Source organism: Enterobacter sp. PL1, assembly GCF_945957325.1.
In the GTDB taxonomy this organism is placed as follows: Bacteria; Pseudomonadota; Gammaproteobacteria; order Enterobacterales; family Enterobacteriaceae; genus Enterobacter; species Enterobacter roggenkampii.
Genome location: NZ_CAMFKT010000003.1, coordinates 26018 through 49021, shown reverse-complemented (window position 1 = coordinate 49021; position 23004 = coordinate 26018). Strand labels below are relative to the sequence as shown.

General features: G+C 57.4%; 23 protein-coding genes. 12 read left to right on the top strand and 11 right to left on the bottom strand.

The features are described 5' to 3' along the window. A complete protein-coding gene (locus tag N6P30_RS03610) occupies nt 1-951 on the top strand; it encodes an iron-siderophore ABC transporter substrate-binding protein (RefSeq protein ID WP_025912500.1) in 951 nt (316 codons plus the stop codon). Continuing rightward, nucleotides 948-1835, top strand: coding sequence for a MurR/RpiR family transcriptional regulator (locus N6P30_RS03605; RefSeq protein ID WP_021242303.1), 888 nt, complete (start codon nt 948-950; stop codon nt 1833-1835). Before N6P30_RS03610 ends, N6P30_RS03605 begins: the two co-directional genes overlap by 4 nt. A 96-nt stretch (nt 1836-1931) precedes the next feature. Here the strand turns inward: N6P30_RS03605 and N6P30_RS03600 are convergent, their stop codons facing one another. From N6P30_RS03600 to qseB, 4 genes are all read right to left on the bottom strand, one after another. Then, on the bottom strand, nt 1932-2246 hold the full coding sequence (locus N6P30_RS03600) for a putative quinol monooxygenase (RefSeq protein WP_008502984.1): 315 nt from the start codon (nt 2244-2246) through the stop codon (nt 1932-1934). A gap of 31 nt (nt 2247-2277) precedes the next feature. Continuing rightward, nucleotides 2278-2859, bottom strand: a complete 582-nt coding sequence (locus tag N6P30_RS03595) for an NAD(P)H-dependent oxidoreductase (protein ID WP_014833281.1) — start codon at nt 2857-2859, stop codon at nt 2278-2280. 105 nt (nt 2860-2964) lie between these two features. Next, nucleotides 2965-4314, bottom strand: a complete 1350-nt coding sequence (gene qseC, locus N6P30_RS03590) for a quorum sensing histidine kinase QseC (protein WP_023294564.1) — start codon at nt 4312-4314, stop codon at nt 2965-2967. Beyond that, complete coding sequence (gene qseB, locus N6P30_RS03585) at nt 4311-4970, bottom strand: quorum sensing response regulator transcription factor QseB (RefSeq protein WP_023294563.1); 660 nt, start codon at nt 4968-4970, stop codon at nt 4311-4313. The genes qseC and qseB overlap by 4 nt, the downstream gene beginning before the upstream one ends. Nucleotides 4971-5108: 138 nt before the next feature. Between qseB and N6P30_RS03580 the strand changes: the two genes are divergently transcribed. The 4 genes from N6P30_RS03580 to ftsP all read left to right on the top strand — a co-directional run bounded on the left by N6P30_RS03580 (nt 5109) and on the right by ftsP (nt 10259). Further along, nucleotides 5109-5510 (top strand): YgiW/YdeI family stress tolerance OB fold protein, encoded by a 402-nt coding sequence (locus tag N6P30_RS03580; RefSeq protein WP_023294562.1) that lies wholly within the window; start codon nt 5109-5111, stop codon nt 5508-5510. Nucleotides 5511-5628: 118 nt separating this feature from the next. Then, complete coding sequence (gene parC / locus N6P30_RS03575; RefSeq protein ID WP_008502989.1) at nt 5629-7887, top strand: DNA topoisomerase IV subunit A; 2259 nt, start codon at nt 5629-5631, stop codon at nt 7885-7887. A gap of 163 nt (nt 7888-8050) precedes the next feature. Next, complete coding sequence (gene plsC, locus N6P30_RS03570) at nt 8051-8788, top strand: 1-acylglycerol-3-phosphate O-acyltransferase (RefSeq protein ID WP_008502990.1); 738 nt, start codon at nt 8051-8053, stop codon at nt 8786-8788. Nucleotides 8789-8846: 58 nt separating this feature from the next. After that, nucleotides 8847-10259 carry a cell division protein FtsP gene (gene ftsP / locus N6P30_RS03565; RefSeq protein WP_008502991.1) on the top strand — a complete coding sequence of 471 codons (1413 nt, stop codon included), beginning with the start codon at nt 8847-8849 and terminating at the stop codon, nt 10257-10259. Nucleotides 10260-10290: 31 nt separating this feature from the next. Here the strand turns inward: ftsP and N6P30_RS03560 are convergent, their stop codons facing one another. Next, a complete protein-coding gene (locus N6P30_RS03560) occupies nt 10291-11766 on the bottom strand; it encodes a TrkH family potassium uptake protein (protein WP_008502992.1) in 1476 nt (491 codons plus the stop codon). 199 nt (nt 11767-11965) lie between these two features. Between N6P30_RS03560 and N6P30_RS03555 the strand changes: the two genes are divergently transcribed. Next, nucleotides 11966-14140, top strand: a complete 2175-nt coding sequence (locus N6P30_RS03555) for a YgiQ family radical SAM protein (RefSeq protein WP_063617857.1) — start codon at nt 11966-11968, stop codon at nt 14138-14140. A gap of 97 nt (nt 14141-14237) precedes the next feature. Here N6P30_RS03555 and dkgA read toward each other — a convergent pair whose 3' ends face one another. Next, nucleotides 14238-15065, bottom strand: a complete 828-nt coding sequence (gene dkgA, locus N6P30_RS03550; protein ID WP_023294560.1) for a 2,5-didehydrogluconate reductase DkgA — start codon at nt 15063-15065, stop codon at nt 14238-14240. Between the two features lie 105 nt (nt 15066-15170). Continuing rightward, nucleotides 15171-16334: an alcohol dehydrogenase gene (yqhD, locus tag N6P30_RS03545; RefSeq protein WP_008502995.1), complete on the bottom strand. Its 1164-nt coding sequence runs from the start codon at nt 16332-16334 to the stop codon at nt 15171-15173. Nucleotides 16335-16528: 194 nt separating this feature from the next. Between yqhD and N6P30_RS03540 the strand changes: the two genes are divergently transcribed. Further along, complete coding sequence (locus N6P30_RS03540) at nt 16529-17428, top strand: AraC family transcriptional regulator (RefSeq protein WP_023294559.1); 900 nt, start codon at nt 16529-16531, stop codon at nt 17426-17428. A 48-nt stretch (nt 17429-17476) separates the two neighbouring features. Here the strand turns inward: N6P30_RS03540 and yghB are convergent, their stop codons facing one another. Together yghB and metC are read right to left on the bottom strand one after the other, a co-directional pair. Further along, nucleotides 17477-18136 carry a DedA family general envelope maintenance protein YghB gene (gene yghB, locus N6P30_RS03535; protein ID WP_008499812.1) on the bottom strand — a complete coding sequence of 220 codons (660 nt, stop codon included), beginning with the start codon at nt 18134-18136 and terminating at the stop codon, nt 17477-17479. 143 nt (nt 18137-18279) lie between these two features. Further along, a complete protein-coding gene (gene metC / locus N6P30_RS03530) occupies nt 18280-19467 on the bottom strand; it encodes a cystathionine beta-lyase (protein ID WP_023294558.1) in 1188 nt (395 codons plus the stop codon). A 251-nt stretch (nt 19468-19718) separates the two neighbouring features. Between metC and exbB the strand changes: the two genes are divergently transcribed. Both exbB and exbD read left to right on the top strand, forming a co-directional pair. Beyond that, the gene (gene exbB / locus N6P30_RS03525; protein ID WP_021242115.1) at nt 19719-20450 is read left to right on the top strand and encodes a tol-pal system-associated acyl-CoA thioesterase; all 732 of its coding nucleotides are present in this window, start codon (nt 19719-19721) and stop codon (nt 20448-20450) included. Between the two features lie 4 nt (nt 20451-20454). Beyond that, complete coding sequence (gene exbD / locus N6P30_RS03520) at nt 20455-20880, top strand: TonB system transport protein ExbD (protein ID WP_008499809.1); 426 nt, start codon at nt 20455-20457, stop codon at nt 20878-20880. Between the two features lie 43 nt (nt 20881-20923). Here the strand turns inward: exbD and N6P30_RS03515 are convergent, their stop codons facing one another. Beyond that, nucleotides 20924-21373, bottom strand: a complete 450-nt coding sequence (locus tag N6P30_RS03515; RefSeq protein ID WP_023294557.1) for a hypothetical protein — start codon at nt 21371-21373, stop codon at nt 20924-20926. 1 nt (nt 21374) lies between these two features. Continuing rightward, entirely contained in the window at nt 21375-21779 is a 405-nt protein-coding gene (locus N6P30_RS03510) for a hypothetical protein (protein WP_008499807.1), read from the bottom strand. 103 nt (nt 21780-21882) lie between these two features. Here N6P30_RS03510 and N6P30_RS03505 point away from each other — a divergent pair, with 103 nt between their 5' ends. Beyond that, nucleotides 21883-22386 carry an ESA_00282 family adhesion-associated protein gene (locus N6P30_RS03505; RefSeq protein WP_008499806.1) on the top strand — a complete coding sequence of 168 codons (504 nt, stop codon included), beginning with the start codon at nt 21883-21885 and terminating at the stop codon, nt 22384-22386. 82 nt (nt 22387-22468) lie between these two features. Next, on the top strand, nt 22469-22957 hold the full coding sequence (locus N6P30_RS03500) for a TIGR00645 family protein (protein WP_023294556.1): 489 nt from the start codon (nt 22469-22471) through the stop codon (nt 22955-22957). Nucleotides 22958-23004 lie beyond the last annotated feature (47 nt).

The window sequence follows — 23004 nt, the reverse complement described above, 5'->3', positions numbered from 1 at the left end:
ATGCGTGTACTGTTTTCGATGCTGTTGCTGGTGGGGTTCGCGGTGAGCGCGGCGGAGCCGACGCAGGTCTTTACCGACGATCTGAACCGAAAGGTGGTGGTGCCGGTGCACCCGAAACGGATTGTCTCCTTACACGATCTGGACATCACCATTCCGCTGATTGAGCTTGGCGTGCCGCCGGTGGCGAGCCATGGCCGCACGCGGCCGGACGGCAGCCATTTTCTGCGCTCCAGCGGCATGTTAACCGGCGTCGACTTCGATAATTCCGATATCAAATTTATCGGCACGGCGGATATTGACATCGAAGCCATCGCCGCCGCCAAACCTGACCTGATCGTTACCGAGCCGACCCGCAACACGCCGGTGGAACAATTAGCGAAAATTGCCCCGACGGTGAGCATCGATCATCTCGACGGCGGCGCGCCGGAAATCTACCGCAAGCTGGCTCAGCTGACAGGAACGCAGGCGCGGCTCAAGGTTCTGGAGCGGCGATATCAGGAGCAAATCAAGGCGCTGAAGGCGACCATCGACACGCGCAAAATCACCGTATCGGTGATTCAGGCCAATCAGGGGAAAATCAACGCCATGCACAGCTACCACTCGCTGGGCCGCGTTCTGCGCGACGCCGGATTCAAATTCCCGCCGCTGATTGAGTCCATCCCGGAAGGGGGGCGCATCGACGTCAGCGCCGAGCGCCTGCCGGAGCTGGATGCCGATTTCGTCTTTGCTACCTGGCGCGGGGATACGGGCGGTAAACCGCAGGACGAGCTGGCCGCGATGGAGGCGGTGATGCCGGGCTGGTGTCAGTTCCTGACTGCCTGCCGAACCGGGCATTATGTGCTGATCTCGCGTGAAGAGGCGATCTCGAATTCGTTCGCGTCTTTAGGGCTGATGGCCGCGCAGGTGCAGTCACAGATTGCCGGGCGTCCGCTGCCGGAGGCCTCACGGTGATCCGCAAAGAGAAGGGGCGCGTGGATGTCTATGGCGACCGCTTTCGCGCGCGGGCGCATCAGCTGACGCCGCGTCTGCTGCAGGTCGCACGCTATATCCATGACAACCGCGAAGCGGTGATGGAGCAGACCGCCATGGAGATTGCCGCCGTAGTGAAAACCTCGGATGCCACGGTGGTCCGCGCCATACAGGCGCTGGGGTTCGCCGGGCTGCGCGATCTCAAGCAGACGCTGGAGCAGTGGTTTGGCCCGGTGGTCACCTCCAGCGAAAAGATGTCCACCACGGTGAACACGCTCGCCAGCGACGTCAACGCGAGCATTGATTTTGTGCTGGAGGGGCATCAACACACCTGCGAGGTATTATCCGAGCCCCACAACCGCTACGCGATGGCGCAGGCGGTCTCACTGCTGGCCCAGGCGAGGCAGGTCGCCATATTTGGCATTGGCGCCTCCGGCATTCTGGCCGAGTACACTGCCAGGCTGTTCAGCCGTATGGGGTTACCCGCCACGCCGCTCAACCGTACCGGGATCGGGCTTGCCGAACAGCTGATTGCGCTTCAGCGCGGTGACGTGCTGGTGATGATGGCGCAGAAATCCGCGCACCGGGAAGGGCAAACCACCCTGCGTGAAGCAAAACGTCTGGGCATTCCCACCATCCTGCTGACCAACGCCCTTGATTCGCGTTTCAGTAAGGAGGCCAGCGTGGTGATCCACGTTCCGCGCGGCGGCGAAAAGGGCAAAATCCCGCTCCACGGCACGGTGCTGCTCTGTCTGGAGATGATCATTTTATCCGTCGCCGCCACCGAACCGCAGCGCGCCATCAAGTCGATGAAGCGCATCAACGAACTCCATCGCGGGTTAAAGCCGGGGAAGAAAAGCAGCTAAAAACAACAAAGCCCGGTGGCGCTAGCGCTTACCGGGCCTACGGTTCAGGTTTTGTAGGCCGGGTAAACGCAGTGCCACCCGGCAAATTCCACGAACTTAAACCCCTTGCTCCAGAATGCGGATGTGGGTTTCCAGCACGTCGCCCTTCACCGCGTCGCTCCACGCTTTCATGTGCGCGGTCTGCAGATGCGCTTCAAGATGCGCGACGGTTTCCCACTGCTCAACCATGATGATCGAGTCCGGCGCGGTCGCCTGGAAGCTGGCGTCAGTGGCGGCATCCACCATCGGCGCGTAGCCGTGGCAGCCTTCTTCTTTCAGTACGGTCGGGATAATTTTCGCGAACTGATCCAGCACCGCCTGGCGGTGATGTTGACCTGGACGAGTACGGATTTCTGCGATAACGGTAAGCATGTTTACTACTCCTTTAATTCCAGGCTACCAGTTAAGCAAAAATTTCCGCGAGATGCTTGCGATATTCTGCGATATAGCGCGGGACATCAGGCATTTTAATCACGTCGTTGACGATAAAGGTCGGCAGCGGATCCATGCCCAGGAACTGATTCGCCTTGTGGAACGGCAGGTACGCGCCGTCTACACCCACGCCTTCGAAGAACTGATCTTTCTCGGTGAAGGCTTCCAGCGGCGCGTTCCAGGTCAGTGACAGCATATATTTTTTGCCCTGAATCAGGCCGCCTGAACCGTATTTTTTGGACGCGTCAGAGCGGGTGCGGCCATCGCTGGCATACAGCGAGCCATGACCTTCCGTGAACACGTCGTCCATGTATTTTTTCACGGTCCACGGCGCGCCCATCCACCAGCCTGGCATCTGCCAGATCACCACGTCAGCCCACAGGAAGTTCTGCACTTCGGCTTTCACGTCGTAGTGGCTGTCTGCACGCACGACCTTAACATCATGCCCGGCGTCGCGCAGGAAACCGTCCGCGACCTCGGTCAGGGTGTCATTCAGCTGGCCTTTAGAGTGCGCAAATTCTTTTGCACCGTTAATAATCAGAATGTTGCTCATTTTTTGTCCTCGACGATGAGAGTATGCCGGGTATTCTACGCGCGAGGACGGAGCGGAAAAATGAGCAAAATGTGCAAAGTCTTTTGCTGGAGATGCAATAATCCGCTACCAGCTGACCTTCACCTCAAAGCCGCCTTCCGCCGCATTGCTCAGCGAGACGTGCATCCCGTGCAGCGCGGCAATGCGCCTGACGATAGAGAGCCCCAGCCCGCTGCCCGTGGCGTTCTGCCCCGGTGGCCGATAAAAACGCTCGCCGATGCGCGCCAGCACCTCGGGGTCAACGCCGGGACCGTTGTCGCGCACGCTAAAGCTACGCGCGCCCAGCGTCACGTCCACCACGCTGCCGCGCGGACTGTAGCGGATGGCGTTGTCCAACAGGTTGCGCACCAGCAGGCTGAGCAGCAGGGGCTGCCCCTGACGTTTGACCTGCGGGGCATGGTTGTTGAGGCGAATATCAATCCCTGCCTGCTGCGCCGGATGCCAGATATCCAGCACCGCCGACTGCAGTAAATCGGCAAGCGTGATCGGTTCGACATCGTCAAGGTTATCCAGCGAGTCCAGACGCGACAGGGTGAGGAGCTGATCCACCAGCCGCGAAGCGCGGTCGATTCCCGCATGCAGCTGTGCCAGCGCTTTTTCCCGCGCCTGCGGATCGTCCTGCGAGAGCTGCGCCACGTCAGTTTGCACCTTCAGGGCCGCCAGCGGGCTGCGCAGCTCGTGGGCGGCATCGGACGTAAAGCGGCGCTCGCGGGTCATCATCTCCTGGGTACGTGCGAAGAGGTGATTCAGCGCGTCGAGCAGGGGGCGCACTTCCGTGGGCACACCCTGAAGCACAAGCGCATCGGTCGCATCCGGCGAGCGGGAGCGCAGGGTCTGCGCCAGCTTTTTGAGCGGCCTCAGCTCCCGGCTCAAGAGGAGAACCAGCAAAAGCAGCATCACCGGCAGCGCCACCAGCCAGGGCGTGAGCTGCGAGCTGACCACGTCCAGCGCCATATCCTGGCGGTACTCCCACTCCTGACCGACAACCACGCGGTACTTCCCGTCGGGTGAGGTCAGCCACAGGAAACGCCATTCGTCGTTGTCGTCCTGGAGCTGCCCGTTAGCAAACCCGTCGCGGCGATAGTGGTACGGAATATCGCGCCCGTTCTCGCCGTCGTTCAGCAGCATTTTGCCCTCGACGCTGTAAATGGCGAAAGCCAGCGCGTCGTCATCGAGACGGCCATGCTTCACTTTTTTCGGGATCTCGCGCATCCGCTCGGGGGCGCGGATCTCGTCCAGATCCATCGTCAGCAGCCGTTTGGCAAACAGCATCTGCTGCGTGTCGAAGAGCTTATCCAGCTTGTGGGTGGTCTGCTGCCAGGCCACCAGGCTGGCGGCAAACCATGCCGTCAGGGAGAGCGCTAAAAAGAGGAGCGTCAGGCGCAGCTTCAGGCTCAGGCGTTGCGTCAGCTTCATGCGTCACCCAGGGTGTAGCCGATGCCGTGCACGGTGCGGATAAACTCGCTGCCAAGCTTGCGGCGCAGATGATGAACGTGGACTTCTACCGCGTTGCTGGAGACGTCGTCGTCCCAGGTATACAGTTTTTCCTCAATCGTCTTGCGAGGGAGCACGCGGCCTGCATTGCGCATCAGCAGTTCCAGCAGCGCGAACTCTTTCGGCTTCAGCGTCAGCGGTTCACCGTCCAGCGTGGCGACGAGACGGGTCGGATCGAGCGTGACCTTGCCGTGGCGTAGCTCGCTATGCGTCTGGCCGTGGCTGCGGCGGACCAGCGCCTCGAGGCGGGCACCCACTTCAATCAGCGCGAACGGCTTGCAGAGATAATCATCCGCGCCAAGACGCAGCCCTTCCACGCGCTGGTTAAGCGCATCCCGCGCGGTCAGGATCAATACCGGCTCGCTGTGCCCGCTTTCGCGCCACGCGCGCAGGATGTCCAGACCGTCGATTTCCGGCAGCGTCAGATCCAGCACCACGGCATCATAGGGCGCAGACGCGAGCGCGGCCTGACCGGTTTTACCATCGGTAAACCAGTCCACGCTAAAGCCCATTTTGCTTAAACCCGCCCTGATACCGTCGCCGATTAACGTGTCGTCTTCTACCAGTAAAATGCGCATGTTCCCTCCTTGATGCCGTCAGTAAACCCTCTGTAAGCGCCTGCTGTACAGCAATAATAAATAAATTTTTCCCTTAAGAAGTTGTTAAGGATTACCCTGTTTAATGGACTGCGAAACCAGATTAAAGGGAGAGTTAATATGAAAAAATTCGCTGTCATTGCCGCCATCATGATGATGACCACTGCCCCCGTTTTTGCCGCGCAGGGCGGATTTAACGGCCCGTCCGCCACGCAAACCCAGACCCAGACGCAGGCAGGCGGTTTTGTCGATAACGACGCCAACCTCACCACCGCGGTGAAGGTGAAAGAGATGAAGGACGACAGCTGGGTGAAGCTGCGCGGGAACATCACCCAGCGCCTGTCCGATGACCGCTACACCTTCCGCGATGAGACCGGCACGGTGAACGTGGAAATTGACCACAAGCGCTGGAACGGCGTGACCGTCACCCCGCAGGATAAAGTGGAAATCCAGGGCAAGGTCGATAAAGAGTGGAACGATTTTGAAATCGACGTGAAGCAGGTCATTAAGCTGAACAAATAACCCGAAAAGGGCCGCATAAGCGGCCCTTTTTCTTTGTGACTCAACTCGTCAGATAGGGTAGTATCTGCGGCAATATTGCCTGAAACCCTTCGGTTTCTGAGTTGAGGAATCACACGTAATGAGCGATATGGCAGAGCGCCTCGCGCTACATGAATTCACGGAAAACGCCTACCTGAACTACTCCATGTACGTCATCATGGACAGGGCGTTGCCGTTTATCGGGGATGGCCTGAAGCCCGTTCAGCGCCGCATCGTGTATGCGATGTCCGAACTGGGGCTGAATGCCACCGCCAAGTTCAAGAAATCCGCCCGTACCGTCGGTGACGTGCTGGGTAAATACCATCCGCACGGCGACAGCGCCTGTTATGAAGCGATGGTGCTGATGGCGCAGCCGTTCTCTTACCGTTACCCGCTGGTGGATGGTCAAGGGAACTGGGGGGCGCCGGACGACCCAAAATCCTTCGCGGCGATGCGTTATACCGAGTCCCGCCTCTCTAAATATGCCGAAGTGCTGCTGGGCGAGCTGGGCCAGGGGACCGTTGACTGGGTACCGAACTTCGACGGTACGCTGCAGGAGCCGAAGATGCTGCCCGCGCGTCTGCCGAACATCCTGCTGAACGGCACCACCGGGATTGCGGTCGGTATGGCGACGGACATTCCGCCGCACAACCTGCGTGAAGTGGCGAAAGCCGCCATCACCCTGATTGAGCAGCCGAAAACCTCGCTCGACGATCTGCTGGATATCGTGCAGGGCCCGGACTTCCCGACCGAAGCTGAGATCATCACCTCGCGTGCGGAAATCCGCAAAATCTACCAGAACGGTCGCGGCTCCGTGCGCATGCGCGCGGTGTGGAATAAAGAAGACGGCGCCGTGGTCATCACCGCGCTGCCGCATCAGGTTTCCGGTGCCAAAGTGCTGGAGCAGATCGCCTCCCAGATGCGCAATAAAAAGCTGCCGATGGTGGACGACCTGCGCGACGAGTCTGACCACGAGAACCCGACCCGTCTGGTGATCGTGCCGCGCTCCAACCGCGTGGACATGGAGCAGGTGATGAATCACCTGTTCGCCACCACCGATCTGGAAAAAAGCTACCGCATAAACCTGAACATGATCGGCCTCGACGGACGCCCGGCGGTGAAAAACCTGCTGGAGATCCTCACCGAATGGCTGACGTTCCGCCGCGATACGGTACGCCGTCGTCTGAACCATCGTCTGGAGAAAGTGCTTAAGCGCCTGCATATCCTCGAAGGTTTGCTGGTGGCGTTCCTCAATATCGACGAGGTGATTGAGATCATCCGTACCGAGGACGAGCCGAAGCCCGCCCTGATGTCGCGCTTTGGCATCAGCGAAACCCAGGCCGAAGCGATCCTCGAGCTGAAGCTGCGCCATCTCGCCAAACTGGAAGAGATGAAGATCCGCGGTGAGCAGAACGAGCTGGAAAAAGAGCGCGATCAGCTGCAGGCGATCCTCGCGTCCGAACGCAAGATGAACACCCTGCTGAAGAAAGAGCTGCAGGCTGATGCCGACGCGTTTGGTGACGACCGTCGTTCTCCGCTGCACGAGCGCGAAGAAGCGAAGGCGATGAACGAGCACGACATGCAGCCGTCCGAGCCGGTGACCATTGTTCTGTCGCAGAGCGGCTGGGTGCGCAGCGCCAAAGGCCACGATATCGACGCGCCGGGGCTCAGCTACAAAGCGGGCGACAGCTTTAAAGCGGCGGTGAAAGGCAAGAGCAACCAGCCGGTGGCGTTTATCGACTCCACCGGTCGCAGCTATGCCATTGACCCGATCACGCTGCCTTCCGCACGCGGGCAGGGTGAACCGCTGACCGGCAAGCTGACGCTGCCGCCGGGCGCGACGGTTGACCATATGCTGATGGAAGCCGATGACCAGAAGCTGCTGCTGGCGTCTGATGCAGGCTACGGCTTTATCTGTACCTTTAACGATCTGGTTTCCCGCAACCGTGCCGGTAAGGCGCTGATTAGCCTGCCGGACAACGCTCACGTAATGGCACCGCTGGTGATCGAGAACGAAAGCGACATGCTGCTGGCGATCACCACCGCCGGACGTATGCTGATGTTCCCGGTCAGCGATCTGCCGGAGCTGTCAAAAGGCAAGGGCAACAAGATCATCAACATCCCGTCGGCGGAGGCCGCGAAAGGCGAAGATGGCCTGGCGCACCTCTTCCTGCTGCCGCCGCAGAGCACGCTGACCATTCACGTCGGCAAGCGCAAAATCAAGCTTCGTCCGGAAGAGCTGCAGAAGGTGGTGGGCGAGCGCGGTCGCCGCGGCTCGCTGATGCGCGGCCTGCAGCGTATCGACCGCGTGGAGATTGACTCTCCTGCACGCAGCGCGGCGGGTGACAGCGAAGAGTAATGTCGTGATATCCCCCTCTGTCCGGAGGGGGAATTTCAATAAAATTTCCCGTAAAATCGTTGTTAATTCGTGCGTTGCGATTAACAATACGCGCTCGTAATAAAGTCCTTACCTGGCCACAGGTGAAGTATAATTGTCAGCTGTCAGGGCTTCAGAGGTCGCTATGCTATATATTGTTCGTCTTATTCTTACCGTTATCTACTGTATTCTGGTCTGTATTTTCGGCTCTATTTATTGCCTGTTCAGCCCGCGTAATCCGAAGCATGTCGCCACCTTTGGCCATATGTTCGGGCGTCTTGCGCCGCTGTTTGGTCTGAAAGTTGAAAAACGCCTGCCGGAAGGAGCGGAGAATTTCGGTAACGCCATCTATATCGCCAACCATCAGAACAACTACGATATGGTGACGGCCTCCAATATCGTGCTTCCACCGACCGTGACGGTGGGTAAAAAAAGCCTGCTGTGGATCCCGTTTTTTGGTCAGCTGTACTGGCTTACCGGTAACCTGCTGATTGACCGTAATAACCGTGCAAAAGCGCACGGCACCATTGCAGAAGTGGTGAATCATTTTAAAAAGCGCAGGATCTCAATCTGGATGTTCCCGGAAGGGACGCGCAGCCGCGGCCGCGGCCTGCTGCCGTTTAAAACCGGTGCGTTTCATGCCGCAATTGCGGCAGGTGTTCCAATTATTCCTGTGTGCGTTTCCAATACTTCGAATAAGATTAATCTTAACCGCCTGAATAACGGGCTGGTGATTGTCGAAATGCTGCCACCCGTCGATACCAGCAAATACGGTAAAGATCAGGTGCGCGAGCTGGCAGCGCACTGCCGTGATCTGATGGCTGAGCATATTGCGCTGCTCGACAAAGAAGTCGCAGAGAGAGAAGCCGCCGGTAAGATCTAACCCGGCGTTGAAGGGAAAACGAATTCCCGCGTTGTTAGTCGTTTCAGATGGAGCTTATATGTCACTCAGTCGGCGTCAGTTTATTCAGGCTTCGGGGATCGCCCTTTGTGCGGGTGCGATGCCGCTGACAGCCAGCGCCGCCGGGCAGCAACAGCCGCTGCCTATTCCGCCACTCATTGAATCCCGTCGCGGCCAGCCGCTTTTCCTGACGCTGCAGCGCAGCCACTGGTCCTTTACCCAGGGGACGCGTGCGCCGGTCTGGGGCATTAACGGACGTTACCTTGGGCCGACCATACGCGTGTGGAATGGCGATGACGTAAAGCTCATCTACAGTAACCGTACCCCTGAAAATGTCGCCATGACCATCAGCGGCCTGCAGGTGCCTGGCCCGCTGATTGGCGGCGCGGCGCGCATGATGTCGCCCAGCGCCGACTGGGCGCCCGTTCTGCCGATTCGCCAGAGCGCGGCAACCCTGTGGTATCACGCCAACACCCCTAACCGCACGGCGCAGCAGGTCTATAACGGCCTGGCCGGCATGTGGCTGGTGGAAGATGAAGTCAGCAAATCCCTGCCGATCCCGAACCACTACGGCGTGGATGACTTCCCGATTATCATCCAGGACAAACGTCTGGATAATTTCGGTACGCCGGAATACAGCGAACCGGGGAGCGGTGGCTTCGTTGGCGATACGCTGCTGGTTAACGGCGCGCAGAGCCCGTATGTCGAAGTGTCCCGTGGCTGGGTGCGCCTGCGCCTGCTCAACGCGTCTAACTCGCGCCGCTATCAGCTGCAAATGAGCGATGGCCGTCCGCTGCACGTCATCTCCGGCGATCAGGGTTTTTTACCGGCACCGGTGTCCGTCAAACAGCTGGCGCTCGCGCCGGGTGAGCGTCGCGAAATTCTCATTGATATGACCAACGGGGATGAAGTCTCTGTGACCTGCGGCGAAGCGGCAAGCATTGTTGACCGTATTCGCGGGTTCTTTGAACCGTCGAGCATTCTTGTCTCGACCCTGGTGCTGACCCTGCGTCCAACCGGCCTGCTGCCGCTGGTGACCGATAGCCTGCCCATGCGCCTGCTGCCGCAGGAGATCATGAGCGGCTCCCCGGTGCGCAGCCGTGATATCAGCCTGGGCGACGATCCGGGCATCAACGGTGCGCTGTGGGACGTCAACCGCATCGACATCACCGCGCAACAGGGCACCTGGGAGCGCTGGACGGTGCGTTCAGATATGCCGCAGTCGTTCCATATTGAAGGGGTAAGCTTCCTGATCCGCAACGTTAACGGCGCGATGCCGTTCCCGGAAGATCGCGGCTGGAAAGATACCGTCTGGGTGGACGGTCAGGTTGAACTGCTCGTCTACTACGGCCAGCCTTCGTGGCCGCACTTCCCGTTCCTGTTCCACAGCCAGACGCTGGAGATGATGGACAGGGGGTCCGTAGGGCAAATGCTGATCAACCCCGCGCCATAACCTCTGACATTCCCGGTTCGCCGGGAATGGTTTATGCCCGCCAGAAAAAGCGCGAGAACAGAATCAGCACCGGGTAAATTTCCAGACGCCCTAAGATCATCGCCGCGCACATCAACAGCTTAGCCCCTTCTGTTAACGTGCCGAACGTCGACGCCGTCTCGCCAAATCCCAGCCCCATGTTGTTGATACAGGCGGCGACCGTCGCGAATGACGTAAACAGATCGTAGCCCATCAGATTAAGCGCCCAGACAAAAAAGCCCGTGATCATCACGTAGAGAAAGAAGAAGCTCCAGACCGAGCGCAGGACGCGTTCATTCACCACGCTTTTGCCCACCTTAATGCTCAGCAGCGCGCGCGGATGCGCCAGCTGGTTCATCTCCTGAATACTCTGCTTGAACATAATCAAAAAACGCAGGGCTTTGATCCCGCCGCAGGTCGAGCCTACGCAGCCGCCAAAAAAGCTGGCGCTCAACAGCAGGAAGATGGTGTGGGTGGGCCATTGGGCGTAGTCGGCGGTCGACAGGCCGTTATCGGTCATCATCGAACTGGCAAGGAAGAAGGCGTGCACCAGGCTATCCGTGGGGCTGTACATGCCTGCATGCCAGACCTGCCAGGCGGTGATGAGGATAATCGCCGCAGCGGCGCTCAGGAAGAATTTAACCTCCGGGCTGCGACGAATCGGCTTCAGGGTACGTCGGACAATGGCGACGTACCAGAGGGTGAAGTTAAACGCGGAGAGCAGCGAAAACGCCCCGGCAACCAGCTCGATTGCGTGGCTGTCATAAAAACCAATGCTCTCGCTGCGGGTGGAGAAGCCGCCCAGTGACACGGTCGAAAGCCCGTGACAGACGGCGTCAAAAAAGGACATTCCCGCCAGCCAGTAGGCCAGAGTGCAGGCCACGCCCAGCGCGAAGTAGGTCACCCACAGCGTGCGCGCGGTATCGGCAAGGCGGGGCGTCAGACGCTCCTCCTTGAACGGCCCCGGCATCTCTGACTGATAAAGCTTCATGCCGCCAATGCCCAGCAGCGGCAGGACCGCGACGGCCAGCACGATGACGCCTAACCCGCCAATGAAATTCAGCTGAGCGCGGTAATACAGGTACGACTTAGGCAGGGCGCTGACGTCCCCGATCACCGTCGCTCCGGTAGTGGTGATCCCGGAAACCCCCTCAAAGAGCGCGTCAGCAAAGGAGAGCTGAAGCCCGTCATCCATCCAGAGCGGCATGGCGCTAATCAATGAAAAAAGCAGCCAGAACAGCACGATAATCACGAAACCGTCGCGGGTGCGCAGCTGGATGCCGGCGTGGCGGGTTGCCCGCCAGGTTAAGCCTCCGAGACTAAAAAAGGTTAAAAAAGTGGTCAGGAAGGCAAAGTAGGTCCGCTCTTTGTTCAGCAGGGCGATAACCATCGGCGGCAGCATGGAAAGGCTGTACAGCAGTACAAGGAAACCGCAGAGGTGCAGGACAACCCGCAGCTGGGAGACATGTAACGAATCGTTGGGCTTCACAACTGAGCTCCGCACAAACACGCATTCCGGGGCAAATCACCGGAAAATAGAGTGAATATTATGATCCAAAATTATCAGGGCGGCGTATTTTAACGACTTCCGTGAATATCTGCCTGCTTCCTGCATCCTTTTCTTCAAATCTGGCAGATGAACAGCGTATAATCCCGCTCCTTTTGTTTATTTTTTCTTCGGAAGCATTATGAGCGCAATTTCCCTGATCCAGCCGGATCGTGACCTCTTCTCCTGGCCCCAGTACTGGGCGGCCTGCTTTGGACCGGCGCCGTTCCTGCCGATGTCCCGGGAAGAGATGGACCAACTGGGCTGGGACAGCTGCGATATCATTCTGGTCACGGGCGATGCCTACGTTGACCACCCGAGCTTCGGCATGGCCATCTGTGGCCGTATGCTCGAAGCGCAGGGCTTCCGTGTGGGGATCATCTCCCAGCCCGACTGGAACAGCAAAGACGACTTCATGCGTTTGGGAAAACCGAACCTGTTCTTCGGCGTGACTGCAGGCAACATGGACTCGATGATCAACCGCTATACCGCCGACCGTAAGCTGCGCCATGACGACGCCTACACGCCGGATAACGTGGCGGGCAAACGTCCGGACCGCGCAACCCTCGTCTACACCCAGCGCTGCAAAGAAGCCTGGAAAGACGTGCCGGTGATCCTGGGCGGCATCGAGGCGAGCCTGCGCCGTACCGCACACTACGACTACTGGTCAGATACCGTGCGCCGCTCGGTGCTGGTGGATTCCAAGGCCGACATGCTGATTTACGGAAACGGCGAGCGTCCGCTGGTGGAAGTGGCGCACCGCCTGTCGCAAGGCGAGCCGGTGAGCAGCATCCGCGACGTGCGCAATACCGCCATTATGGTGAAAGAGGCGCTGCCGGGCTGGCGCGGGGTAGATTCCCGCATCATCGATATGCCGGGCAAAATCGACCCGATCCCACATCCGTACGGCGACGATCTGCCGTGTGCCGATAACAAACCGGTAGAGCCAAAGAAGGCGGAAGCGAAGGCGATCGTCGTGCAGCCGCCGCGTCCGAAGCCGTGGGAAAAGACCTACGTACTGCTGCCCTCCTTCGAGAAGGTGAAAGCCGACAAGGTGCTCTACGCGCACGCGTCCCGTATTCTGCACCATGAAACCAACCCGGGCTGCGCCCGCGCGCTGATGCAGAAGCACGGCGAGCGTTTTATCTGGATCAACCCGCCAGCGATCCCGCTCTCCACCGAAGAGATGGACAGCGTCTTTGCGCTGCCGTACAAGCGCGTGCCGCACCCGGCGTACGGCAACGCCCGCATCCCGGCGTATGAGATGATCCGCTTCTCGATCAACATCATGCGCGGCTGCTTCGGTGGCTGTTCCTTCTGCTCCATTACCGAGCACGAAGGGCGCATTATTCAGAGCCGCTCTGAAGATTCAATCATCAATGAGATCGAAGCCATTCGCGACTCCGTGCCGGGCTTTACCGGCGTGATTTCCGATCTTGGCGGCCCAACCGCCAACATGTATATGCTGCGCTGCAAATCACCGCGCGCGGAACAGACCTGTCGTCGCCTCTCCTGCGTCTATCCGAGCATTTGTGAGCACATGGACACCAACCACGAGCCGACGATCAACCTCTACCGCCGCGCGCGCGATCTGAAAGGCATCAAGAAGATCCTCATCGCGTCCGGGGTGCGTTATGACATCGCCGTGGAAGATCCGCGCTACATCAAAGAGCTGGCGACGCACCACGTGGGGGGCTATCTCAAGATTGCGCCGGAGCACACTGAAGAAGGCCCGCTGTCGAAGATGATGAAGCCGGGCATGGGCAGCTACGATCGCTTTAAGCAGCTGTTCGACACCTACTCGAAGCAGGCGGGCAAAGAGCAGTATCTGATCCCGTACTTCATCTCCGCCCACCCGGGCACGCGTGATGAGGACATGGTGAACCTGGCGCTGTGGCTGAAGCAGCGCCGCTTCCGCCTGGATCAGGTGCAGAACTTCTATCCGTCACCGCTCGCCAACTCGACGACCATGTACTACACCGGCAAGAACCCGCTGAGTAAGATTGGTTATAAGAGTGAAGACGTGGTGGTGCCGAAAGGGGATAAACAGCGTCGTCTGCACAAAGCGCTGCTGCGCTACCACGATCCGGCCAACTGGCCGCTGATCCGCCAGGCGCTGGAAGAGATGGGCAAAAAGCACCTGATCGGCTCGCGCCGCGACTGTCTGGTACCGGCCCCGACGCTGGAGGAGATGCGCGAAGCGCGTCGCCAGAATCGCAATACGCGCCCGGCGCTGACCAAGCACACGCCGATTGTGCATCAGCGTTCGAACGGTGGAGCGGGAACGAAGAAGAACGTAAAACGTAAGATCGGTTAAACCTGTAACAAAGCCCGGTGGCGCTAGCGCTTACCGGGCCTACAGGCCAGCGCGTAGGCCGGGTAAGGCGCAGCCGCCACTCGGCTTTTTTACGCGATTATCCACCAAACTGATCCGGGTCTGGCCCAAGCCGCTTGCCCTTATCCAGCTTCGCAATTTCCCCCAGCTCATCTTTGTCCAGACGGAAATCCCAGACGTCGAAATTCTCGGCGATGCGCGATGGCGTGACCGATTTCGGGATCACCACCAGGCCGTTGTCCAGATGCCAGCGAATGACGATCTGCGCCGGGGTTTTGCCGTAATTATCCGCCAGGTCGCGGATAATTTTCTGATCGAATACCCCTTCACCACCCTGAGCCAGCGGGCTCCAGGATTCGGTCTGAATCTTATGCGTGGCGTTCCAGGCGTGAAGCTGGCGCTGCTGCAACAGCGGGTGCAGCTCGATCTGGTTAATCACAGGCGCGACGCCCGTCTCGTCAATCAGCCGCTGCAGGTGATGAACCTGGAAGTTGCAGACGCCGATGCTTTTCACCAGCCCCGCTTTTTGCAGTTCAATCATCCCTTTCCAGGCATCAACGTAATGGTCGATGGCCGGAACCGGCCAGTGCATGAGATACAGGTCGACGAAATCGAGCTGGAGCTTCTCCAGACTCTCCTGCAGGGCTTCGCGGGGACGCTTTTGATCGTCATTCCACAGTTTCGTGGTGATGAATAACTCATCGCGGGGGACACCGGCGCTGACCAGTGCGGTCCCCACGCCGTCCTCGTTTTTGTACGCGGCGGCGGTGTCAATCGACCGGTAGCCGACTTCCAGGGCTTTATGAATGGCGGAGACGACCTCGTCGTTACCGGCTTTCCATACACCTAGCCCCAGCTGGGGCATCACGTTGCCGTCCTGCAGCTTGATTACGGTTTGGTTTGCCATTTTTCCTCCTTCAGGTGCGCATCGCCGGAGGGAGACTCCGGCGATGGGGTGTGCATTAAGTCTGGACGAAATGTCAAAAAACGAAAGTCGGGGGGACAAAAACGCTTAGCGTGCCGCCTCGTAAATACGGCGGCTGACGTCCAGGGTGATGTCGCCGTGCTCGCCCAGATGGGTCATGCCATGCTCTTCGAGTTTCGCCAGCAGGGCAGGGATAGAGCTGCCGTCCAGACCGTAGCCAGACAGACGCGTTGGCACGCCCAGACCTTCAAAGAAGCTGCGGGTCGCTTCGATGGCGGCATCAATACGCGCATCGTCAGAACCCTCGGTGATGTTCCACACGCGCTCAGCGTACTGCAGCAGTTTGGCGCGTTTGGTATCACGTTTTTCATTCCACAGCGCAGGCAGCACAACGGCCAGCGTCTGCGCATGATCCAGACCGTGCATCGCCGTCAGCTCGTGGCCCAGCATGTGGGTCGCCCAGTCCTGCGGCACGCCAGCACCGATCAGGCCATTCAGCGCCTGGGTGGCGGCCCACATCACGTTGGCGCGAACGTCATAGTTTTCCGGCTCTTTCAGCGCTTTCGGACCTTCTTCAATCAGCGTCAGCAAAATGCCTTCCGCAAAACGATCCTGAATTTTGGCATTCACCGGATACGTGACGTACTGCTCGACGGTATGAACAAAGGCATCGACCACGCCGTTCGCGACCTGACGCGCAGGCAGGGTGTAGGTGTAAACCGGGTCCAGGATGGCGAACACGGGCTGAACGTGTTCGTTCATGAAGGCCTGCTTGTCGCCGGTGGTTTTACGGGAGATCACCGCGCCCTTGTTGGATTCAGAACCCGTCGCTGGCAGGGTCAGCACGGAGCCCATCGGGATGGCGCTTTTGATGTCGCTGCCGCGGGTTTCCAGAATGTGCCACGGATCGATGCCGTCAGCATAGTGCGCTGCCGCCGCGATGAATTTGGTGCCGTCCAGCACGGAGCCGCCGCCGACCGCCAGCAGGAAGGTGATGTTTTCTTCGCGGGCGATTTTCACCGCGTTCATCAGCGTTTCGTAGGACGGGTTTGGCTCAATGCCGCCGAACTCACGCACGTCCAGACCGTCCAGCGCGCTGTAAACCTGATCCAGCACGCCGGTTTTTTTCACGCTGCCGCCACCGTAGGTGATCAGCACGCGGGCGTCAGCAGGGATCTGTGCGCGCAGGTCAGCGATAGCGTCTTTACCAAACAGAATGCGGGTTGGGGTGTGAAGATTAAAGTTGTTCATTGCTCGTTCCCTTTAGTGGGTGAAAAACCGTGGTGCGCAGAGGGCGACCTGATGCTGCTCATTGTGGCCGTCCGGGGCTACGCCCTCAATGCACATTCCTGCCGATGTCTTGCCCATTTCTACAGAGCGCTGGAGAAAGCGCGGAAAACAACGCACACTGTCAACGTCGAAAACCGCACCCGGAGTAACGCAAGATGAACCGTGAGGCTATCTGCCAGCAGCTCACTGCGCAGATTAAGAGATTGATAGATAATGAAAATCGTGCCAGCGATCTGCTGCCGGACATTCGCCTGCTCTACGGCACGCAGCCCGGAACGCGCACGCCGGTCATGTACCAGCCGGGCATCGTTTTTCTCTTTTCAGGCCATAAAATTGGCTATATCAACGAGCGCGTGTTCCGCTACGACACCAATGAATATCTGCTGCTGACAGTACCTTTACCCTTCGAATGTGAAACCTTCGCGACAGAGGCGGTTCCGCTGGCGGGGATCCGCGTCAATGTCGACATCCTCCAGCTGCAGGAGCTGCTGATGGAGATTGGCGAAGATGAACTCTTCCAGCCTTCGATGGCCTCAAGCGGGATCAACTCGGCAACGCTGTCGGAAGAGATCCTCTGCGCCATTGAGCGTCTGCTGGACGTCATGGAGAGGCCGCTGGACGCGCGCATACTGGGCAAGCAGATTATCCGAGAAATTCTGTACCACGTGCTGCTGGGCCCGGGCGGCGGCGCGTTACTTGCCCTGGTGAGCCGACAGACCCACTTCAGCCTGATAAGCCGCGTGCTCAAGCGTATCGAAAGCCAGTACACCGAAAACCTCAGCGTCGACCAGCTTGCGGCGGAAGCCAATATGAGCGTCTCGGCGTTTCACCATAACTTTAAATCGGTGACCAGCACTTCGCCGCTGCAGTACCTCAAAACCTACCGGCTGCATAAGGCGCGGATGCTGATGATCCACGACGGCATGAAGGCCAGCGCGGCGGCGATGCGGGTGGGCTATGAAAGTGCGTCGCAGTTCAGTCGGGAGTTTAAGCGCTATTTCGGCGTCACGCCGGGAGAGGATGCGTCGCGTATAAGAACGATGCAGGGAGTCTGACGAAAAACGTAGGCCGGGTAAGCGATAGCGCCACCCGGCTTTGTTGAATTATGCGCTGCAGTACTTCTTCTTAATCACTACCGCGATGGTTCCCACCAGACCCGCCACCAGCAGGAACATCGGCAGCACCATCAGGAAGGTCATCACCTGATCTTCGTGGTGTTTCACGAAGGGGATCATATTCAGCGCGTAGCCGAATGTCGTCACCACGCCAACCCAAAGCAGGGCGCTCAGCCAGTTGAAGAACTGGAAGCGGCGGTTCGACAAACCGGAAATGCCCGCCATCGTCGGCAGAAGGGTGCGAACGAACGCCAGAAAACGTCCGGCCAGTAGCGCAAGCAGGCCGTGCCGGTCAAACATGCAGGTTGCACGCTGATGGTATTTATGGGGTAACTGCGCCAGCCAGCTTTTGACCACGCGCGTGTTGCCGAGCCAGCGGCCCTGCAGATAGCTCAGCCAGCAGCCCAGGCTGGCTGCGGAAGTGAGGATAACCATCGTGGGCGTAAAGTCCATGACGCCTTTGCCGATCAACGCCCCGGCAAGCAAAAGCAGACTGTCACCGGGTAAAAACGAGGCTGGCAGTAATCCATTTTCCAGAAACAGCGTTGCGAACATCACGAAATAGACGACGCCTATGACGTGAGGATCCGCCAGAGCGGCAAAATCATGTTGCCAGAGCGCCGCGATAATATCTTGAATAACAGCCATGGACTTTCCTGTGGAACAGCAGATATAGCGCTATTGTACTCCCTAATTCGCCCGTCGGGTTTGATCCCGGGCGCAACTCATGCAGACTTTTCTGCTTGCGGTGTCCACAAAAGCGTCCAGAGAGTACATTTTCAGCCAGCACTCTACACGATACGCTCGAACCCTGCTGCTAAATCCGCAATCAGATCGTCAACATTTTCTAAACCGATATGCAGTCGAATCAGGGTACCGCTGAAGTCCACTTCACCGCCGGGGCGCAGGGCCGCGATCTGCTCCGGCTGGTTAGCCAGGATCAGGGATTCAAAACCGCCCCATGAGTAGGCCATACTGAAGAGGCTAAAATTATCCAGATAGCTTGCCAGCTCGTCATTATTCAGCCGTTTTTTCAGCACAAACGAGAACAAACCGCTGCTGCCCGTAAAGTCACGTTGCCAGAATTCATGCCCCTTACTGCCCGGCAGCGCCGGATGGTTTACGCGCTCAACCTGCGGATGCTGCGCCAGCCATTCGGCCACCTTCAGGCTGCTTTCGTGGTGCTGACGCAGGCGAACGCCCAGCGTGCGGAGTCCGCGGCTGGTCATGTACGCCGTGTCGGCATCCACCATCTGGCCCATCAGATAGGCGTTTTCACGCAGCTGATCCCAGCAGCGCGCGTTGGAAACCGCAGTACCAATCATGCCGTCAGAGTGGCCAATCAGGTATTTCGTCGCCGCCTGGATGGAAATATCAATGTCGAATTCCAGCGCTTTAAACAGCACGCCTGCCGCCCAGGTGTTGTCGATCATAATGATCGCCTCTGGCGCTTTGCTGCGCACGGCCTTGACGATAGCCGGCACGTCGTGAACTTCCATGGTGAGTGACCCCGGCGATTCCAGGAACACAATGCGCGTGTTTGGCCGAATAAGCTCGGCAATACCTTCACCAATCAGCGGGTCGAACCAGCCGGTTGTCACGCCGAGCTTGCTGAGGATTTTGGTACAGAAGTCCTGGCTGGGTTCATAGGCGGTGTTGGTCATCAGGATATGGTCGCCCTGTTCCACAAACGCCAGAATGGTGTTGGCGACCGCCGCCGCGCCGCACGGGAACAGCGCGCAGCCTGCGCCGCCTTCCAGCTCGCACATCGCTTCCTGCAGAGAAAAGTGGGTTAGCGTGCCGCGACGGCCATAAAACAGCCCGCCTTTTGCGCGGTTGCGCGTGGCGATTTTTTTCTCCTCAACGGTGTCAAACACCAGCGAGGAGGCGCGTTGAATCACGCTGTTGACCGATCCCTGAGTATATTTTTTGCTGCGTCCTGCCTGTACCAGCGTGGTATCAAGATGCTTCGTTGTCATGTTCGCTAACCCTGTTTTTATACGTCTGGACGTCCAGACTACCACGATTGGAAAAAACTGCACCCGCAGGCTTATCGAATAAGCAGAAAATATTAGCAAAAAAGCGCATAAGAAATTTTTACTGCGTAAGCGCAAGGAAAGTGAACGAAAATTGCGGCACTATGCAAATACTAATGAGAACTACTATCAATTCGACGATGTTTTGATATTATTACGTTCAGATTTTGTGATTTGCGTCCTGGAGATACAGAGTGGGTAATAATTTGATGCAGGCGGATCTCTCCGTTTGGGGCATGTATCAGCATGCTGACATCGTGGTTAAGATTGTGATGATCGGCCTGATTCTGGCGTCCGTTGTCACCTGGGCTATCTTCTTCAGCAAGAGCGCCGAGCTGCTTTCGCAGAAGCGTCGCCTCAAGCGGGAACAGCAGCAGTTGGCAGAAGCCCGCTCTCTGGATCAGGCCTCAGATATGACCTCATCCTTCCACGCGAAAAGCCTGACTACCCTGCTCGTGAATGAAGCACAGAACGAGCTGGAACTCTCCGCGGGCAGTGAAGATAACGAAGGCATCAAGGAGCGTACCGGTTTCCGTCTGGAGCGTCGCGTGGCGGCGGTTGGCCGACACATGGGGCGCGGCAATGGTTATCTGGCCACCATCGGCGCGATTTCGCCGTTCATCGGTCTTTTCGGTACGGTCTGGGGCATCATGAACAGCTTTATCGGTATCGCGCAGACCCAAACCACCAACCTGGCGGTCGTTGCGCCGGGTATCGCCGAAGCGCTGCTGGCGACGGCGATTGGTCTGGTCGCGGCGATTCCGGCGGTGGTTATCTACAACATCTTCGCGCGCATGATTGGCAGCTACAAAGCCACCCTCGGTGACGTTGCCGCGCAGGTTCTGCTGCTGCAGAGCCGCGATCTCGACCTGAATGCCAGCGCCGTTAAGCCGGTGCACGCGGCGTCCAAACTGCGCGTGGGTTGATATTATGGCGATGCGTCTAAACGAAAATCTGGACGATAACGGCGAAATGCATGAGATCAACGTGACGCCGTTTATCGACGTCATGCTGGTTCTGCTGATCATCTTCATGGTGGCCGCGCCGCTGGCGACGGTGGACGTGAAGGTGAATCTGCCAGCCTCGTCCAGCCAGCCGCAGCCGCGCCCGGAAAAGCCTGTCTATCTGTCCGTGAAGGCCGATAAATCGATGTTCCTCGGTAACGACCCGGTAACGGCCGACTCTGTTATCCCGGCGCTGGATCAGCTTACCGGCGGTAAAAAAGACACCACGGTCTTCTTCCGTGCGGATAAAACCGTGGATTATGAAACCATGATGAAGGTAATGGACACGCTGCATCAGGCGGGTTATCTGAAGATTGGGCTGGTCGGCGAAGAGAAAGCGGCCGCGAAGTGATAAAGAAGCTGGCGAAAGCCGGCTTTTTTTATGCCTGTTGGGTTTATGCGTTCTTATTTTCCGTCGGTGCGGTAGAGGGGGTTGCCAGCGCGTCCTCATCAAGCGCAACGCAGGTGACGTTTGAGGTACGGTACTCGCCGTCTGACAGTTTGCGCGTCAGACGCAGGGTGGCGATCTCTCTGGCAAGCAGGTACTGGTAGTTGGCCTCAAGGCGTCCCAGAAGCTTCTCTTTTAGCTCTGGCCGCTGTTCCATGATGGCGTTCATCACGGCACCGTAAATTTCTTCTTTGACCTGCAGCGGATAAATCTCACGGCGATTCTGCCATTTCAGCCGCACCAGCGTCGCCGGGATCGATACCAGGTCTTGTGTAATGCGCGTCATCTCGTCATTTTTTGTGTTTCGCAGCGCGTCGAGATTTTGCTTTAAGATAAATTCATCACTTTTTTTATCATCCAAAGTCAAATAAACGTCGTTATTTTTAACTTCCTTCACGTTAATCCTCCCCCAGGCTATAAAAAATTGGGTTGTTTTTTTCGCGCGTAATTAAGTTAAGCCAAATTTCATTGCCCGCTTCGTTAATTTCTTTGGTTTTTTCGGCCAATATTTGACTTAGTTTCTGGGCATCTATTTCACCTTCGGCCTGCAGATCATTCAGCAGGTGGACAAAAGCTTCAATTTTTATGGCGCGAAATAAGCGGTCTTTTATATGACGATCGTGCTCTTCCAGCAACATATTACGGGATTTGCCGGTACGGGAAACACCAATTAATATATCAGGCTCGAAATCAGAGAGCTTTCTTTTCCCCTGAGTGAAACTGACCTCTTTTTCTGCTTCCGTCGGTTGCTGTTCCACAGGCGTAATGTGGTACTTAGCCGGGACGAGATAGTCGGGCAGCATTTTTAATTTCCTTTAATTTCAACAGGGTGGGGTTGGTAAAGGCGTGAGATTCGTTGACAATATCATGAGGCAAATTTAAAATCAAAAAAAATGGAGCCTACCCATGAACAGCATCTTTTTTACGGTCATCACATTACTATTACTGACCGCTGGTGTGCTTTTATTGATGCAGGAGTTCAATAAAACGAAAGTGTCGAAAGACACCAGTGAACCGCCGCAACCGGAACTCATGACAAAAGAGGAAGGGGAAGACCATTTCTCTGTATTGATGAACTCCGTTACGCCTGTCTGGTACTGGCGGGTGAACCATGAATATATCGACTTTTTACACGCGACAATTAAACGCATGAAAATGTCGGAAATTAATGACACGCCCGGACTGTTTGAAGCACAGCGTCGCTGTAGCGATCTCAATTCAGCCGTGTATAAATATTATGACAATATCAAAAAACGCTGCCTTAACGGCGAGAAGGTCTCTTATTCCGATCTGGACGTATTAAATTTGCGTCAGTGTTTTCGTGAGTTCAGCCTGGAAGCCTACCCGGAGCTGGTGGTGCTGGTCTGGCCGGAATACGCCCGTCCCGAGGTTAACCCCGACAACGTCTGAGTGACCATACTGGTGAGCTATTGCAAACAGTCAGCGCCATTGGGATATACTGGGCGCTGGTTTCTTTTGCAAACAGGACTTTATGGAACGCTTTTTTGAAAATGCCATGTACGCCTCTCGCTGGATACTGGCTCCCGTCTATTTTGGCCTTTCGCTGGCGCTTATCGCGCTGACGATTAAGTTCTTTCAGGAAATCCTGCACGTTCTGCCGAATATCTTTTCCATTGCCGAGGCGGATTTGATTCTGGTTCTGCTGTCGCTGGTGGATATGACCCTGGTGGGCGGGCTGCTGGTAATGGTGATGTTCTCCGGCTACGAGAATTTCGTCTCTCAGATGGATATCGACGAGCGCAAAGAGAAGCTCAGCTGGTTGGGCAAAATGGATGCCTCGTCGCTGAAGAATAAAGTGGCCGCGTCGATTGTGGCAATCTCTTCTATCCACCTGCTACGCGTGTTTATGGACGCGAAGAACGTGCCGGATAACAAACTGATGTGGTACGTCATTATCCATCTGACGTTTGTGCTGTCTGCGTTTGTGATGGGGTATCTGGATAAGATCAGTAAGAAGTAAAGTACGCCTTACCCCTCACCCTAACCCTCTCCCCAAAGGGGAGAGGG

Bases quoted from the DNA above. Each gene is read 5' to 3' on its own strand.
- N6P30_RS03505 (WP_008499806.1), top strand. From the start codon at position 21,883: ATGAACAGCATCTTTTTTACGGTCATCACATTACTATTACTGACCGCT.
- metC (WP_023294558.1), bottom strand. From the start codon at position 19,467: ATGACAACGAAGCATCTTGATACCACGCTGGTACAGGCAGGACGCAGC.
- N6P30_RS03540 (WP_023294559.1), top strand. From the start codon at position 16,529: ATGAACCGTGAGGCTATCTGCCAGCAGCTCACTGCGCAGATTAAGAGA.
- plsC (WP_008502990.1), top strand. From the start codon at position 8,051: ATGCTATATATTGTTCGTCTTATTCTTACCGTTATCTACTGTATTCTG.
- parC (WP_008502989.1), top strand. From the start codon at position 5,629: ATGAGCGATATGGCAGAGCGCCTCGCGCTACATGAATTCACGGAAAAC.
- qseC (WP_023294564.1), bottom strand. From the start codon at position 4,314: ATGAAGCTGACGCAACGCCTGAGCCTGAAGCTGCGCCTGACGCTCCTC.
- N6P30_RS03600 (WP_008502984.1), bottom strand. From the start codon at position 2,246: ATGCTTACCGTTATCGCAGAAATCCGTACTCGTCCAGGTCAACATCAC.
- N6P30_RS03510 (WP_008499807.1), bottom strand. From the start codon at position 21,779: ATGCTGCCCGACTATCTCGTCCCGGCTAAGTACCACATTACGCCTGTG.
- N6P30_RS03500 (WP_023294556.1), top strand. From the start codon at position 22,469: ATGGAACGCTTTTTTGAAAATGCCATGTACGCCTCTCGCTGGATACTG.
- ftsP (WP_008502991.1), top strand. From the start codon at position 8,847: ATGTCACTCAGTCGGCGTCAGTTTATTCAGGCTTCGGGGATCGCCCTT.
- yghB (WP_008499812.1), bottom strand. From the start codon at position 18,136: ATGGCTGTTATTCAAGATATTATCGCGGCGCTCTGGCAACATGATTTT.
- exbD (WP_008499809.1), top strand. From the start codon at position 20,455: ATGGCGATGCGTCTAAACGAAAATCTGGACGATAACGGCGAAATGCAT.
- N6P30_RS03555 (WP_063617857.1), top strand. From the start codon at position 11,966: ATGAGCGCAATTTCCCTGATCCAGCCGGATCGTGACCTCTTCTCCTGG.
- N6P30_RS03595 (WP_014833281.1), bottom strand. From the start codon at position 2,859: ATGAGCAACATTCTGATTATTAACGGTGCAAAAGAATTTGCGCACTCT.
- N6P30_RS03580 (WP_023294562.1), top strand. From the start codon at position 5,109: ATGAAAAAATTCGCTGTCATTGCCGCCATCATGATGATGACCACTGCC.
- N6P30_RS03610 (WP_025912500.1), top strand. From the start codon at position 1: ATGCGTGTACTGTTTTCGATGCTGTTGCTGGTGGGGTTCGCGGTGAGC.
- yqhD (WP_008502995.1), bottom strand. From the start codon at position 16,334: ATGAACAACTTTAATCTTCACACCCCAACCCGCATTCTGTTTGGTAAA.
- dkgA (WP_023294560.1), bottom strand. From the start codon at position 15,065: ATGGCAAACCAAACCGTAATCAAGCTGCAGGACGGCAACGTGATGCCC.
- qseB (WP_023294563.1), bottom strand. From the start codon at position 4,970: ATGCGCATTTTACTGGTAGAAGACGACACGTTAATCGGCGACGGTATC.